At 42.7% G+C, this 15501-nt stretch carries 14 protein-coding genes and 1 tRNA gene; all 15 read left to right on the top strand.

The genetic code is table 11. The features are described 5' to 3' along the window. Positions 1 to 19: 19 nt before the first annotated feature. The 15 genes from AR337_RS07150 (at position 20) to lonB (ending at position 15357) form a co-directional block, all read left to right on the top strand. Positions 20 to 475 (top strand): MarR family winged helix-turn-helix transcriptional regulator, encoded by a 456-nt coding sequence (locus AR337_RS07150; RefSeq protein ID WP_082686905.1) that lies wholly within the window; start codon positions 20 to 22, stop codon positions 473 to 475. A gap of 10 nt (positions 476 to 485) precedes the next feature. Beyond that, the gene (racE, locus tag AR337_RS07145) at positions 486 to 1286 is read left to right on the top strand and encodes a glutamate racemase (protein WP_059171322.1); all 801 of its coding nucleotides are present in this window, start codon (positions 486 to 488) and stop codon (positions 1284 to 1286) included. A gap of 526 nt (positions 1287 to 1812) precedes the next feature. Continuing rightward, positions 1813 to 2868: a GerMN domain-containing protein gene (locus AR337_RS07135; RefSeq protein WP_059171320.1), complete on the top strand. Its 1056-nt coding sequence runs from the start codon at positions 1813 to 1815 to the stop codon at positions 2866 to 2868. Positions 2869 to 2978: 110 nt separating this feature from the next. Continuing rightward, positions 2979 to 3734, top strand: coding sequence for a ribonuclease PH (rph, locus tag AR337_RS07130; RefSeq protein WP_059171319.1), 756 nt, complete (start codon positions 2979 to 2981; stop codon positions 3732 to 3734). Between the two features lie 19 nt (positions 3735 to 3753). Then, a complete protein-coding gene (locus tag AR337_RS07125) occupies positions 3754 to 4362 on the top strand; it encodes an XTP/dITP diphosphatase (RefSeq protein WP_059171318.1) in 609 nt (202 codons plus the stop codon). Further along, a complete protein-coding gene (locus tag AR337_RS07120; protein ID WP_059171317.1) occupies positions 4359 to 4868 on the top strand; it encodes a metallophosphoesterase in 510 nt (169 codons plus the stop codon). Before AR337_RS07125 ends, AR337_RS07120 begins: the two co-directional genes overlap by 4 nt. 175 nt (positions 4869 to 5043) lie before the next feature. Then, a tRNA-Arg gene (locus AR337_RS07115) sits at positions 5044 to 5117 on the top strand. A gap of 133 nt (positions 5118 to 5250) precedes the next feature. Continuing rightward, positions 5251 to 5451: a hypothetical protein gene (locus tag AR337_RS23070; protein ID WP_156424334.1), complete on the top strand. Its 201-nt coding sequence runs from the start codon at positions 5251 to 5253 to the stop codon at positions 5449 to 5451. A 503-nt stretch (positions 5452 to 5954) separates the two neighbouring features. After that, positions 5955 to 6866, top strand: coding sequence for a sce7726 family protein (locus AR337_RS07110; protein WP_059171316.1), 912 nt, complete (start codon positions 5955 to 5957; stop codon positions 6864 to 6866). Positions 6867 to 6877: 11 nt separating this feature from the next. After that, positions 6878 to 7813 carry a sce7725 family protein gene (locus AR337_RS07105; protein ID WP_059171315.1) on the top strand — a complete coding sequence of 312 codons (936 nt, stop codon included), beginning with the start codon at positions 6878 to 6880 and terminating at the stop codon, positions 7811 to 7813. 11 nt (positions 7814 to 7824) lie between these two features. Further along, complete coding sequence (locus AR337_RS07100; protein ID WP_059171314.1) at positions 7825 to 8913, top strand: RES family NAD+ phosphorylase; 1089 nt, start codon at positions 7825 to 7827, stop codon at positions 8911 to 8913. Positions 8914 to 9333: 420 nt separating this feature from the next. Further along, positions 9334 to 10368: a tetratricopeptide repeat protein gene (locus AR337_RS07095; protein WP_059171313.1), complete on the top strand. Its 1035-nt coding sequence runs from the start codon at positions 9334 to 9336 to the stop codon at positions 10366 to 10368. A gap of 133 nt (positions 10369 to 10501) precedes the next feature. Next, a complete protein-coding gene (gene tig, locus AR337_RS07090) occupies positions 10502 to 11791 on the top strand; it encodes a trigger factor (RefSeq protein ID WP_059171312.1) in 1290 nt (429 codons plus the stop codon). Positions 11792 to 12162: 371 nt separating this feature from the next. After that, the gene (gene clpX / locus AR337_RS07085) at positions 12163 to 13425 is read left to right on the top strand and encodes an ATP-dependent protease ATP-binding subunit ClpX (protein WP_059171311.1); all 1263 of its coding nucleotides are present in this window, start codon (positions 12163 to 12165) and stop codon (positions 13423 to 13425) included. A 213-nt stretch (positions 13426 to 13638) separates the two neighbouring features. Then, positions 13639 to 15357 carry an ATP-dependent protease LonB gene (gene lonB, locus AR337_RS07080; RefSeq protein ID WP_082686887.1) on the top strand — a complete coding sequence of 573 codons (1719 nt, stop codon included), beginning with the start codon at positions 13639 to 13641 and terminating at the stop codon, positions 15355 to 15357. The last annotated feature ends 144 nt before the right edge of the window (positions 15358 to 15501 follow it).

Genomic DNA, 15501 nt, shown 5'->3' with positions numbered 1-15501 from the left:
CAGGATGGGAGTGGTAAAAATGAAACAGGCTGAAACCGAAAAGCTTGATATGAATATAGTGGCGAGCATCGAGAAGGACCTTCGATACATATCGGGAATTATTAAGCAAAAGGGCAGGGAAATGCTTAGCAATTACACGATTACTCCTCCGCAGTTTATTGCGCTCCAGTGGCTATTCGAGGAAGGCGACATGACGATTGGTGAATTATCGAACAAAATGTACCTGGCCTGCAGCACAACGACCGACCTGGTCGACAGGATGGAGAAGAGCAGCCTCGTCATGCGGGTCAAGGATCCAAAGGACCGCAGGGTGGTCAGGATCCATCTTCTAGAGGAAGGCGAACGGATTATTGATGAGGTAATCAAAAAGCGCCAGAATTACTTGGAGGATATATTAAAGAACTTTACATCAGATGAAATTCAGCTTTTACACAGCAACATGACTAAATTGCACCATGAAATGCGAGGAAAATGAGGCGAGAGGTTTGGAACAGCCAATAGGGATCATTGATTCTGGGGTTGGCGGCTTAACAGTCGCCAAGGAAGTTATGCGGCAGCTTCCTAAGGAGAAAATTATTTACCTCGGAGATACGAAGAGATGCCCCTACGGACCCCGCCCGGTCCATGAGGTAAAGAAATTCACTTGGCAGCTGACACGTTTTTTGCTAAAAAGAAATATTAAAATGCTGGTCATTGCCTGCAATACAGCTACCGCGGCCGTCCTGGATGATATCCGCAGGGAGTTGGATATCCCGGTTGTCGGAGTTATCTATCCCGGTGCGCGGGCAGCCATCAAGAATACGGATAACTATCAGGTCGGAGTCATCGGGACAATTGGGACAGTGAAGAGCGGCGCCTATGAAAAGGCCCTTAAATCGCTGGTCAGCAGGGTATCTGTCAAAAGCCTGGCCTGTCCGAGATTTGTACCTCTAGTAGAGAGCGGCGAGGTGGATGGCGATTTGGCAAGAAGGGTCGTTGAAGAAACACTTCAGCCCTTACAGGGGGAAAAGATCGATACCCTTATCCTCGGCTGCACACATTACCCATTACTGGAGCCGTTAATTAAAGATGTGGTGGGCAGCGGAGTGAAGGTAATCAGTTCCGGTGATGAAACGGCCCGCGAGGTCAGCACAATCCTTGATTACCGGGGAATGCTTGAAAGCGGGGAAGGTACTCCAAAGCATGAATTTTATACAACCGGGTCGAATTTGATTTTTGCAAGGATTGCATCGAAATGGCTCGGTTATGATGTTAACGATGTCAGGACAATTGAGCTAGGAAAGTAGACAAGCTTCCATTATGTGGGGGCTTGTTTTTTGTTTAGGGGCTTTTTTAAAAAAATCTCTACTCAAACGAATGGAAGCAAAACGGAATGAGGTCAATCTCGGGGACTCTGTAAAGGGTGTCACACAAAACCGGATGAGTGACAATTTCCAGCCCAATTCTGGAAAGAATGTCACTCAAATCCCGTTAAGTGACCTTATCGGGCGAAAATCCGGAAAGGAAGTCACTCAAATCCGAATGAGCGACAAAGATTTGCCCAAAAGCCGAAAAGGTGTCACTCAGCGCTGATCCGTGTCAGCAAGTTCTCCAAAGCGGATCAAATGTAAGCACCCAATTGAGATGATGGCAAGCCAGTTCCTCCTATAAAAGCACTCCATAAATTACGCCAGATCCCTTGTCAAAGCCCGGATTTTATTGAGCCGGGTTATTTTTTAATTCTCGGGGATAGGAATTTTCTTTTTCGGGCCTGGTCTATTTTTAGCCAGGGCTCGTATATATGTAGTACAAACTGTCTCAGGAGGGATTATCATGTCCAATAATAAAAAAACAGTCCTGGCATCGGCCTTTCTTATTTCTTCATTAATTCTGTCAGGGTGCGGGCTGTTTGGAGCGGAAACAGTTAAAAAAATCGACCCGCCAAAAAGCACGGCATATCCAAAAGATAGCGGCCTCGCAAGCTCCATCAAGGACAGCACAGCTTCCGAAGCCGTGGAAACGATTAAAACGGAGCTTTATCTTATCGACAAGAATGGATATGTTGTTTCCCAGACATTAAACCTTCCAAAGACAACCGCTGTGGCAACGCAGGCTGTGAAATATCTGGTCGAGAATGGGCCGATTTCAGAGATGCTGCCGAATGGGTTCAGGGCGGTCCTTCCGGCAGATACGGATGTTTCGGTCAACATTACGGAGGATGGAGTAGCGTCTGTGGACTTGTCAAAGGAATTCAAAAACTATCAGCCGGAGGATGAGCAGCGGATTCTAGATTCACTGACTTGGACATTAACACAATTTGATTCAGTCAAAAAAGTAAAGCTTAAAATGAATGGGCATGAATTAACTGAAATGCCTGTAAACGGTACTCCAATCAGCGACACACTCTCCCGGGAATCAGGTATCAATACCGACTCATCCGGAGTATCGGACATTATGAATACCAGGCCGGTTACGGTTTACTACATTGGCGGTGAAGAGAGCTCCTATTATTATGTGCCGGTAACACGCCGCGTTAGCAACTCGGTTAAAAATACAATTGAGGCTGCCGTAATGGAATTGGCCAAAGGTCCGTCGTCTGCAAGCCTTGACAGTGACTTTATGACCAATGTCCAGCTTGTCGAAAAGCCAAAGGTTGAAAAAGGCAAGGTAACCTTGAACTTCAATGATGCGGTATACGGCAGCTTTGAAAAGGAGAAAATTATTTCTCAGCATCTTTTAAATGCGCTGGTCCTTTCACTGACTGAACTGGAAGACATTAAAGAGGTTTCAGTCCAAGTGAACGGAAAAGCCGAGCTTGTCAGAGAAGATGGCAAGAAACTCTCGGAGCCCGTAACTCGTCCCGAAAAAGTGAACACTGGCAGTTTTTAAATCGTAAAATTTGTTATACTATATAATGAAATGAAGTGAAAGAGGTCGGCCTAAAAAAGCCGCCTCTTCTTTATTGGCAACAAAAACCTGAAATGCAGGGAGGAAATGAAATGCGTTTTGATGGCAGAGAGCCGATGCAATTACGGCCAATACATATTAATACTAATTTTTTAAAGCATCCAGAAGGGTCGGTTTTAATTTCGGTCGGAGATACAAGAGTTATCTGCACAGCAAGCATTGAAGAAAGGGTTCCTCCTTTTATGAGGGGCGAGGGAAAAGGCTGGATCACTGCTGAATACTCGATGCTCCCTAGGGCGACCGATCAACGGAACATAAGGGAATCCTCAAAAGGAAAGGTTTCCGGAAGGACGATGGAAATCCAGCGTCTTATCGGAAGGGCGCTCCGTGCCATTGTCGACCTCGAGGCGATTGGTGAAAGGACCGTCTGGATTGATTGCGATGTCATTCAAGCAGACGGCGGAACAAGGACCGCATCCATAACCGGTGCATTTGTTGCAATGGCAATCGCGTTGAACGGACTTGTGGAAAAAAAGGGGCTTGCTCGTTTTCCGATTACTGATTTCCTGGCAGCCACCAGTGTCGGAATTCTTGCGGATGGGCAGCCGGTGCTAGATTTAAACTATGTCGAGGATTCAAGTGCTTCTGTAGACATGAATGTTGTCATGACGGGAAATGGTGAATTTGTCGAACTACAGGGAACAGGTGAGGAGTCGACTTTTTCAAGAGAGCAGTTGGCGCAAATGCTTGAAGCAGCGGAAGCAGGGTTGCTCGAATTGTTTGAAAAGCAAAGAGATGCGCTTGGAGAATCCATTTCGGGTAAAATAGACAGCAGAAGGAATAAATAGTCAGGAGGGAGACATAACCTTGAAGGAAGTAATAATCGCAACAAAAAATCCCGGGAAGGCAAAAGAGTTTGAAGCCATTTTTGCTGAGAGAGGAGTCCAGGTATTGACGCTCCTGGACTTCCCTGATGCCCCGGATGTTGAGGAAACGGGAACCACTTTTGCGGAAAATGCGATTTTGAAAGCTGAGGCGATTTCTCAAAAGCTGGGTAAGGCTGTCATTGGGGATGACTCCGGTTTGATAGTGGATGCCCTTGATGGCCGCCCGGGGATTTTTTCGGCAAGATATGCGGGTGAACAGAAAAACGATGAAGCGAATATTGACAAAGTACTTTCCGAATTAGAAGGTGTTCCCGCGGAACAGCGGACAGCAAGGTTTTTCTGCGCGCTGGCCATGGCCGTACCTGGGAAAGAAACGATAACTGTTGAAGGGACATGTGAAGGACGGATTTTGGAGGAACGCCGAGGCACGAATGGGTTTGGCTATGATCCAATCTTTTACGTACTCGAATTGGACCGGTCAATGGCCGAACTTTCCAAGGATGAAAAGAATGCAATCAGCCACCGCGCCAATGCGTTGAAGGCACTAAGCCATGTCCTAGACTCTGCCGGGATGATGGATTTGCAATGAAGAAAGTCTTGGTAGTAAGCGACAGCCACGGTTTGGAGGCGCCGCTTTCGGTAATAAAGGAAAGGCATTCCGATGTTGACGTATTCATTCATTGCGGCGACTCGGAATTGCCAAAAGATGACAAAGCGCTGAAAGGTTATATCACGGTAGGCGGAAATTGCGACTTTAATCCTGGTTATCCAAACGAGGAGATTATCGAGGTGGAAGGCAAAAAAATTTTCGTTACACATGGCCATCTTTTCTCGGTGAAATCCACCCTCATGAACATCCAGTACCGCGCAAGGGAGGTAGGCGCCGATATGGTCTGCTTCGGCCATTCCCATTTGCTTGGTGCGGAAATGTCAGGGGGAATCCTGTTTATGAATCCCGGTAGCCTCAGGCTCCCAAAAGGGATGAAAGAACGGACTTATCTCATTCTCAAAGTGGAAAAGGATAAAGTTCAATTATCCGTGTTTGATTATGAACGAGGGGAACTTCCTGATCTCCATCGAGTCTTCCCCTTGTAACAGTAAGGGCGGCGGATTTTCTGCCGCTTTTCCTATAAAATTTCATTGACAATCAATTGCTTGCCTACTATAATAATAAATGTTGTCGCACTTAATTGATTTCATATATTGAGGCAGGGGTGGGATAACGCAAGCTTCTTGTGAAAGTAAAAACCAAATATTTATTTTATTTTTTGTCCCAGTAGCTCAGCTGGATAGAGCAACGCCCTTCTAAGGCGTCGGTCGGGAGTTCGAATCTCTCCTGGGACGCTACCAAAAGCGGCGATAAAGCCCGCTAAATCAACCTTCTATGACGATAAATGAAACGGTCAATGTATCGGTCAAATGCGAAAGTGTAACCGAAGTCGACTTATCATTTAGGCATAGGAGGTTTTTTTGTTTTATGACGAAAAGAAAGCGATACTTACGGTTACGGAAAATTCAAGCGGATTATTTAGCGAAAGTAAGCATGGCATTTTTAAATAATTTGTTACTTGATGACTGCAAATACCTTATGCCAAGGTTATATAGAAGAATAAAAATCCCTAAGTATAATGGTTTAAAAGTAAAAGTTAAAAGATATAAAGGGTTGATAAATGATTAAAAGATTTAATGCGCAGGCTATGTAGCTTTGCGCTCTTTTTATTTTCTGTTAAAGTACAAAATTAAAAAGATACAATAATTTACCATATAAACTTGAAGTGGAAAAGCCAGTTATTGCCACGTTTTAGCGTATACCGTCGTTTGCAAAAATCCAAACTCGTCCCATCTACAGCCGCCGCTATCCCCCGGGAAAGTGCTCAGTACTCATGAGACTTTTTGTCATGAAAATCAATATTCAATAATACTCCTTCAAGTGTCATGACTTAACAGTATTGAACCCAATAATCCTATCCAGTAAAATTAAACATATCAAAAGAACTGGTACAAGTTACAGTTCGTCCAAAGCTCACGCAACTGATCCAAGAACTACAAAGGGTAACACCTTGGGGGAGACAAAACTAGACCATCTGGCTCGTAGCACGAAAGAAAGAATTGAGGTAGTTGAAGTCTTTCCGGAAGGGCCTCTGGATCCAAAACTGAACGTAGGGCTTAGAGGACACAACAATGTGGAGATTCTTCATAAATTATAGGAATAGAGAAAGAAACACATATTTTTCAAAAATTGCTAAAAATGTTAAAATAAACAGTATAGTGCCAGGAAGTGTGATTATTATGAATTATATGCATCTAAACAGATTTTTTAGCAAGAAAAATCTAATGGATACTTTATTTGCAGAAGAATTTAACTTAAAAATATTCAAAGAAGAAATCTACAAAAACTATGACATCATGACCAAAAAGTACAGGAACGAATTTTTCTTTAAAAATACCTTATTCAATAAGCTGGTATTAGGAAGGTTTAGTATAAATACAACTGCTGCTTATAGTGAAGTAGCAGTTGGAAAGTCAAAAGCAGATTTAGTCGTGATTAATCGTACTAGGGGGATGGTTTATGAAATTAAGACTGACCTTGATAATCTTGATAGGCTAGTTTACCAATTAGAGGACTATTCTAAGGCCTTTAGTGAAGTGTATGTTGTGACTTCCGAAAGAAATTACTATCCAGTCTACAGGGTTTTACGAGAATCAAATCCATCAGTAGGTATCATTGTCTTGACAGATAAAGTTTGTCTGAGCGTTAGAAAAGAAGCTGTTAAGGATGATAGCCATTTAAATCATGAAGTACTATTCAAGTTGTTAAGAAAAAATGAATATGAGCAAATTCTTTCTTTAAAGTTCGGCTGTTTACCTGAAGTGAAGCCTGTGCAGTATTTTAAGATATCTCTTCAATGGTTTAAAACGTTAGATGTTAAGGAAGCACAGGATATGGTTTTGTATCAACTTCAAAAAAGGATACCTGCAGAGGATTATAAATCCTTGAAGCGTTTACCTGTACCTATAAGATGGTTAATTTACACAGGAAATCTCAAACATACAGAGTTGAGTGAGATATATGAAAAGTTAGAAGGGATCTAGGGGGAGAAGATATGTATTTTCCGGTTATCAGGGGAAGACAGTATGACTTATTAGCAATTAGGGAGTTACAGACTAAAAAGCTACTCAGTGAAAGAGTTGTGCCTATAATTGAGCCAATTAAATTAAGCTCTACCCTGCTTTCTACCGTTAAAGCGTTTGAGGATAATGGGAGAAAGTTATTAATTATAGTAAACCCAAAGGTAGGCTCATTTACTGGTGAACTAGGTCTATCTAGCATTTATCAACAGTTTAAGGCAATGATGTCATGTGAGTCTGTTATGGTTAGTCATCATTTAAACAAGGATTCCGGATATCAGATAGCACACTTACAGAACGAGTTTGATATAGAATTGAGTGATTTAGCTATTATCCACTCTGAAAGAAACCTTGTACGCCTTTACAAAGACATTTTTAATGGAGAAAAAGCCAATTTAAATATTATCCCATCAGATAACTCGTTTAAGAGGCAAATGAGAGGGGAGGATTTAGTTGGATTAAGTAATAAGTTTAATAAGTTGTCTAGAAATGCTGATTATCTAGAGCAAGAAAATGAATTCTTTTCAGAGGAGCATCTTTTCTTTAGAGACGAAGGATATATCGGTTTTTCAGACTTCTCTGTAGTTGGAGAAGAGTATAACGAAAGTGGTTTTGCTCCTTATGCAGTTGCAATTCATATTGTTTATCCAAATCCAGAAGGGGCTTTAGAAATAATACACTTTGTTTCGGATTCCAATAATGACACAAGTGACCCGGCTGGAAAGTTCTCAGAAGCATTAGAGAAGTTAATTAAATGGTATCAAGCATTTGAATCAGATGAAAAAATGGACACTTTGGCCATGCAATCATTTATACAACACTACAGGGAGGGAACATACCCAGGGCTACCAACTCTGAAAAAGTTATCGATTATGCATCATTTAGAGTTAATCGGTAATTTGTTGGAATAGGAGGGGGAAGTATGAACTGCTGTACAAAGTGTTTTATGTCAGAAGAAATTAAAAGCATCATAAAGAGTTTAAATAATGTTGGTAATTGTGATTTTTGCGATAGTAGCTATGTTTATGTATATGATTTGAACAGTGATGTAGGTATAGATGACTTATTCAATGATATTCTAGGTATATTTAAATTGAGTACCGACTTAATTGGTGACGGTTATTCTCAATATAAACTAATCAGTATAAAAGATGAGTTTGAAAAAAAGTGGAATATCTTCAATAACTTTGATGGGCATAAGATACATCTATTTTTACATTCTCTTCTTGAAAACAAATATCCAGATAAAATACACTTATTAAATAATCAAGTAGGGATCATAGAATGGATGAATGCGGATTACCTTGAGAAGAAATCAGTATTAAAAGGATGTTCGTGGGGAGAATTTGTTAGATACATCAAGCATGAGAATAGATTCCATTCTAATCATGTCAACTATGAGGTATTAAAGGATTATCTAAACAAGCTTACAACAACTGTAGAAGACGATATGTTTTATAGAGGTAGAATTTCAAATAATAAAGAATTAATTGCAGGCGAAATGGGAGCGCCTCCCTCTACATTTTCAACAGCAGGCAGAGCAAATTCAGAAGGAATTAGTCACTTATACTTGTCGAGTGACATTGGAACTGTTATTAGTGAGATCAGACCGAGCCTAAGTGATACAGTTTTTATAGGGAAGTTCCCAATAACACGAGATTTAAAAGTAGTTGACTTTAGATTGTTGAAAAATTTGGATGTTTTTGGATTTACTGACCCTGCAATGTATGCAATAAATTTAGAGATTTTCAATGAATTGAGTAAGGCTATATCCAAACCTGTACGCAGCGGAGATAGTAAACTAGATTATTTACCAACGCAATTTATAGTTGATTTCATTAAAAGTCTTAACGAAACTGAGTCGGCAGATTATCTTGGTATCGTCTTTGAGAGTACAGTAAGCACGAGCGGATATAATTTAATGGTATTTGAACCTAACTTATTAGAGTGTACAAGGGTAGAAAAAAAGGTGATTCAAACCCTTAACTATACTCATGTTTCTTGTGTTTAAGCATTTTTCGGATAGGTTTATTCTCAACAAAATTAAGGTAATGATTCAAATTTGAATTTGGGGAATGGTCCTACTAAGGAATTTTGCTTCATATTGAAGAATTGGATTCCTGGAGAAGCGATGGGGGTCAAAGTTCTACAAGTGACCGTTGTACATAAACAAGTAGCAACCAAGACGTGACAAGGTTTGATGGCGAAAGCCTTAGTGGACTGCTAAGCGAACGGTCGGGAGTTCGAATCTCTCCTGGGACGCTATAAACCGGAAAACCGGCCATCTCATTTTGAGGTGGCCGGTTTTTTTATACATTAAAACTGCATTGTTTACTGAGTGCCCCCAATCACAACTGTGATACCTTCCAAATTGTTTTTTGTCCATTGCCATGCTACACTTTTTTCAACTACTACCTGAGGATGATCTGCCATGAAAAAGAAGGGCCGCGACAATATTGTCTTTTTTCCGGATGTGGAGAGGCGGCTGGCTGAAAAAGGGATCGAGGCTCTGCAGGAAAAAAGATACCGTGATGCGATTGAACTCCTTGAGCAAGGTTATGAACTTGATCCTGCTGACACCGATATAAAAGCCGCGCTTGTCCTTGCCTATTTTGAAGCAGGAGCCTTGAAGAAGGCGAAGAGCCTTTGCAAAGAAATGCTTCTGGCTGGGACCGGCGATTATTTTCAGCTTGTGGAAATGTACATGGCTATCTTGATTCAGCTTCATGAATATCGGGAAATAACCTCAGTACTTGAAGCTCTGTTTGATGAAGGGGAGGTCCCGGCTGAAAAACGGGAGCATTTCCAGACAATTCTTCAATTTTGCAAGAGAATGGCCGACAATGAGCCACTTCCTTCCGCCAACCGAGAAACAGAGGACGGCCAAGAGGAAGAAGAAACAATCCGGCCCGGAGAAATTGATTTTTTCAAAGTAAACGATTTAAAGGACCAGGTGATGATAGCGGGGAAATTGGCCAGCCAAAATATCCAGCCGCTAGTACCGGAAATTTTTCGGTTCCTGGCTTCGGAAAAAGGGCATCCCTTTTTTAAAACAATTCTTCTGAACGTATTAAAGGAGCAATCAGTCGACAGCGAAATAATCGTTAAGAAGTTTGGAGTTGTCCAAACGGTTAATCCAGTACGAATGTCCGCCCTTCATTCCCTGCCACTGGAGTTGGAAGCGAGCGGTATTCTAGCAGGCGAGCTAGAACACAGTGATCCTGTTTTGCTTGAGAATGTCCTTAGCCTTATGCAGAGGCACTTCTTTGCATCTTATCCAATCGAGCTGGATCCGAAGCTGCCTTCAGCATGGGCTGCGGCCTTCCATTGGATTGGCCTTTCCTACCTTGGCGGTTCGCCTGATTTGGGAGAGATGGCCAGGATTTATAAGGTGAAAGAGGAAAAGGTCGAAACAGCGGTGAATTGGATACAAAAAGTGGAGGAAATTTCTTACCCGATAATTTAGCCGCCAGAGTTGAAAGAACAAAATCGTGTGTTATAATGTAGTGGTTGCAATATGTAAACATACAATGCTTTACATAAAAAAAGTCCGATTCTACCATCGGTAAAATAGGAAATCGATAGCTGGAGGGAACAAAATGTCTGCTACATGGGAAAAATTAGAAGGGAACCGCGGGGTTCTTACTGTAGAAGTTGGCGAAGAAAAAGTTAAGGAAGCATTGGATTTCGCTTTTAAAAAGATTGTTAAAAAAGTGAATGCTCCTGGATTCCGTAAAGGCAAAATGCCTCGTCCGCTTTTTGAAAAAATGTACGGTGTTGAAGCATTGTACCAGGATGCAATTGATCACCTTCTTCCTGAAGCGTATGGCAATGCAATCGACGAAACAGGAATCGAGCCAATCGACCGCCCGGAAATCGATGTTGAGAAGTTCGAAAAGGGCTCAAGCTTCGTTTTCAAGGCTACTGTTGAAGTAAAGCCGGAAGTGAAGCTTGGGGACTACAAAGGCCTTGAAGTTGAAGAATTCGATACAACAGTCAGCGATGAGGACGTGAACAAAGAAATTGAAGAACTTCAAACACGCCATTCCGAGCTTGTTGTAAAAGAAGAAGGAACAGCTGAAAACGGCGATACAGTCGTAATCGATTTCAAAGGCTTTGTTGATGGCGAAGCATTCGAAGGCGGAGAAGCTACTAACTATTCTCTTGAACTTGGTTCAGGGTCTTTCATTCCTGGATTTGAAGAACAGCTTGTCGGTCTAGCGGCTGGCGATTCGAAGGATGTTGAAGTTGCTTTCCCTGAAGAATACCATGCTGCTGAGCTTGCTGGAAAGCCTGCAACCTTTAAAGTGACGATCCATGAAATCAAGGCGAAGGAACTTCCTGAGCTTGATGACGAATTTGCTAAAGATGTTGATGATGAGGTTGAAACTCTTGATGAGCTGAAAGCAAAAATTAAAGCTCGCCTTGAGCATGACAAGAACCACGAGAAAGAGCACCATGTCCGTGACTCCGTGGTAGAAAAAGCAGCTGCAAACGCAGAAGTTGAGATTCCTGAAGTTATGGTCCGCACAGAAACTGACCGTATGATGCAGGAATTCGAACAGCGTCTGCAAATGCAAGGCATGAACCTTGAGCTGTACTTCCAGTTCTCCGGCCAGGATGAAGAAGCTCTCCGCGGCCAAATGAAAGGCGATGCTGAGCAGCGTGTACGGGCAACGCTCGTTCTTGATGCGATTGCAGAGGCAGAGAAGCTTGAAGTGACTGAAGATGAAGTCAATGCCGAGCTTGAAAAAATGGCTGGTATGTACAATATGACTGTGGACAACATTGTTAAGGCGTTAGGCGGTAATGAAGGCATTAAATCCGACCTACAAAAGAACAAAGCAGCCGACTTCCTGATTGAAAACAGCAAAACTGTTTCAAAATAATGCCCATAAAGAGAAATGTACAAAAACAAACAAGGCGCGATTTATCGTGCCTTGTTTTATACAATTTTTAAGGAAACATATTATAATCAAGATAAATACATAAAATTAATTCGCGATTGTAGGACATATTCCAGGCTTAATTACCGGCAATTCTGGATAAGCTTAAGGGAGTACATATTTTTTGCCGGACAAGCAAGCAGGTTACGCTGGCTTAAATTGGATTGAGTGTTATTGTTTCCGATTGACATACAAAATGTGGTACAATGCAATACATAACGCTACAATGGTTTTTGGAATTACCTATTTCCTGCAAGCTTGCCGGTAGTTGCAGCTTTTAATAATGTTAATCCGTTCTTTGAGGGGTGAAAGGTTTGTTCAAATTTAATGATGAAAAAGGGCAATTAAAGTGCTCCTTCTGTGGGAAAACACAGGATCAGGTAAGAAAACTGGTTGCCGGGCCTGGTGTATATATATGTGACGAATGTATCGAATTATGTACTGAAATCGTTGAGGAAGAGCTTGGGACCGAGGAAGAAGTCGAATTTAAAGATGTCCCTAAGCCAAGGGAAATCCGTGAAATCCTTGATGAGTATGTCATTGGCCAAGAAAGGGCGAAAAAATCGCTCTCTGTTGCCGTATACAACCACTACAAGAGAATCAACTCCAACAGCAAAATTGACGATGTCGAGCTGTCCAAGAGCAATATTTGTATGATCGGGCCAACAGGAAGCGGAAAAACGCTCCTTGCCCAAACACTCGCGCGCATCCTGAATGTACCGTTTGCGATTGCTGACGCCACTTCGCTTACTGAAGCAGGCTATGTTGGTGAGGACGTTGAGAATATCCTGTTGAAATTGATCCAAGCTGCCGACTATGATGTCGAGAAGGCTGAAAAAGGAATTATTTACATCGATGAAATCGATAAAATTGCCAGGAAATCAGAAAACCCATCGATTACTAGGGATGTTTCCGGTGAAGGTGTTCAGCAGGCCTTGTTGAAAATCCTTGAAGGCACTGTTGCAAGTGTTCCTCCACAAGGGGGAAGAAAGCATCCGCATCAGGAATTCATTCAAATCGATACAACAAATATCCTATTCATCTGTGGTGGGGCATTTGACGGAATCGAACCGATTATCAAACGCCGCCTTGGCCAAAAAGTTATTGGCTTCGGCTCCGATGTAAAGCAGCAGGAAATCAGCCAAAAGGAACTTCTTTCAAAGATTCTTCCTGAAGACCTGCTTAAATTTGGGCTTATCCCTGAATTCATCGGCCGTCTGCCGGTCATTGCCAGCCTTGAGCAGCTGGATGAGGACGCCCTTATTGAAATTCTGACAAAGCCTAAAAATGCACTCGTCAAACAATATCAAAAAATGCTTCAGCTTGACGAGGTTGAGTTGGAATTTGAAGATGAGGCTCTTGCTGAGATCGCAAAGAAGGCGATTGAACGTAAAACAGGAGCACGCGGACTCCGCTCCATTATCGAAGGAATTATGCTAGATGTTATGTTCGACCTGCCATCCCGTGATGATATTACAAAATGTATCATTACGAAGGAATCGGTCGCTGACAACAGCATTCCGAAGCTCATCCTTGAAGATGGCACTGTCATTGAGGAAGAGCGCAATTCCGCTTGAGTTGATTTTTTAAAAAAACATACAAGATAAGAAAGCTGCCCAGCGTTAATACTGGGCAGCTTTCTTTTATTTTTCATGGACGTTAGAGGTTGCGGCCTTTCCCCATTCCTGTTTACCTCATTAAAACGAGTTTCTTTTAGGTTTTTGTTTAGTGATTCCTTTCAACGGAAATACTAACAAATATCAGAACTATATTTTTCAGGAGGGAAAAGGATGAGTTGGACCGGAATCGCTCTATTTATACAACTCTTCTTTGGGATAATTATCGGGTTGTATTTTTGGAATTTATTAAAGAATCAACGGACACAGAAAGTCTCAATTGATAAAGAATCGAGAAAGGAAATGGAGCAGCTCAGGAAGATGCGGGCTATTTCACTTACGGAACCGCTGGCAGAGAAGGTCAGGCCAGTCAGCTTTGACGACATCGTTGGCCAGAAAGAGGGCATAAAGGCGCTTAAGGCCGCACTTTGCGGTCCCAATCCTCAGCATGTTATCATTTACGGGCCACCGGGAGTTGGTAAGACAGCAGCGGCAAGACTCGTTTTGGAAGAAGCGAAAAAGAATGCTAAATCCCCGTTTGAACAATCCTCCGTCTTTGTTGAATTAGATGCGACGACAGCGAGATTTGACGAACGCGGCATTGCGGATCCACTGATTGGATCTGTCCATGACCCGATCTATCAAGGTGCCGGAGCAATGGGACAGGCCGGCATCCCGCAGCCGAAGCAGGGCGCGGTAACAAATGCCCATGGAGGCGTACTGTTCATAGATGAAATTGGCGAACTCCATCCCATCCAAATGAACAAGCTCCTCAAAGTTCTCGAGGATAGGAAAGTATTTCTTGAAAGTGCTTACTATAACGAAGAGAATGGTTCAATTCCAACCCATATTCACGATATATTTAAAAACGGGCTGCCGGCGGATTTCCGCCTAATCGGGGCGACGACTAGGACGCCAAGTGAAATTCCGCCAGCCATCAGGTCACGCTGCATGGAAGTATTCTTCAGGGAATTAAGCCAGGAAGAAATAAACACTGTTGCGAAAAAGGCCGCCGATAAAGTGGGAATGGCCATTCCGGAGACGGGATTGGATATCCTATCGAATTACGCGAGAAATGGGCGCGAGGCGGTCAATATGGTTCAGACGGCTGCCGGGCTCGCAATTACCGAGGACAGGAACACTATTAAAGAAGAGGATATTGAATGGGTTATCCACTCAAGCCAGGCGACTCCAAGGATGGAGCGGAAAATCAATGATATTCCGTGCATAGGCCTTGTAAACGGATTAGCTGTATACGGCCCAAACTCAGGAGCGCTTTTGGAAATCGAAGTAACTGTGATTCCTGCTAACGATAAGGGGTCCATTAATATTACCGGCATTGTTGAAGAAGAAAGCATTGGCGGGCAAGGCAAATCAATCCGCCGTAAGTCGATGGCACGCGGGTCGATTGAAAATGTAATCACCGTGCTAAGGACAATGGGAGTGCCTGCGGGTGAATATGATATCCATGTAAATTTCCCGGGCGGTATCCCTGTAGATGGGCCATCCGCTGGCATTGCTATGGCGACCGGGATTTATTCAGCCATTTACAATGTTCCAGTGGATAATAAAGTGGCCATGACAGGCGAAATTTCCATCCATGGGAATGTCAAGCCAATTGGGGGGGTCTTTGCCAAAGTTATGGCCGCCAAGAAGGCCGGAGCCAAAACGGCTATCGTTCCCGCAGAAAATATGCAGTCCATTATGAAGGAAATTGACGGAATCAAGATTGTGCCGGTCAGCCATCTAAGCGAGGTGCTGGAAGTGGCGATTACAAAGGATGCTCCCAAAGGATCAGCCTCGCCAAAAGGCGTTGCAAACCTTGTTCCTGATATTGGGGAAGGAAAGGTCATTACCGCTGCAAACCAGCTTTCCGAAAAAGAATCCGTTTAATTGGTCGTTTGTATGGGCAATAGCGTATAATAAATAGAAACTTCGGTTGCATCGCAGGCCCGAAGTTTCTTTTTTCAGGAAAAATAAAACTAGCGGCCATAAGGATACTAAGCGGTGGCCAACGTGTTTATCATCGGGCAAGTT

Source organism: Bacillus sp. FJAT-27445, from assembly GCF_001510665.1.
Taxonomy (GTDB): domain Bacteria; phylum Bacillota; class Bacilli; order Bacillales; family Cytobacillaceae; genus Bacillus_D.
Note: the sequence above shows the minus strand (reverse complement) of the source record. Positions and strands in the feature narration are given on the sequence as shown.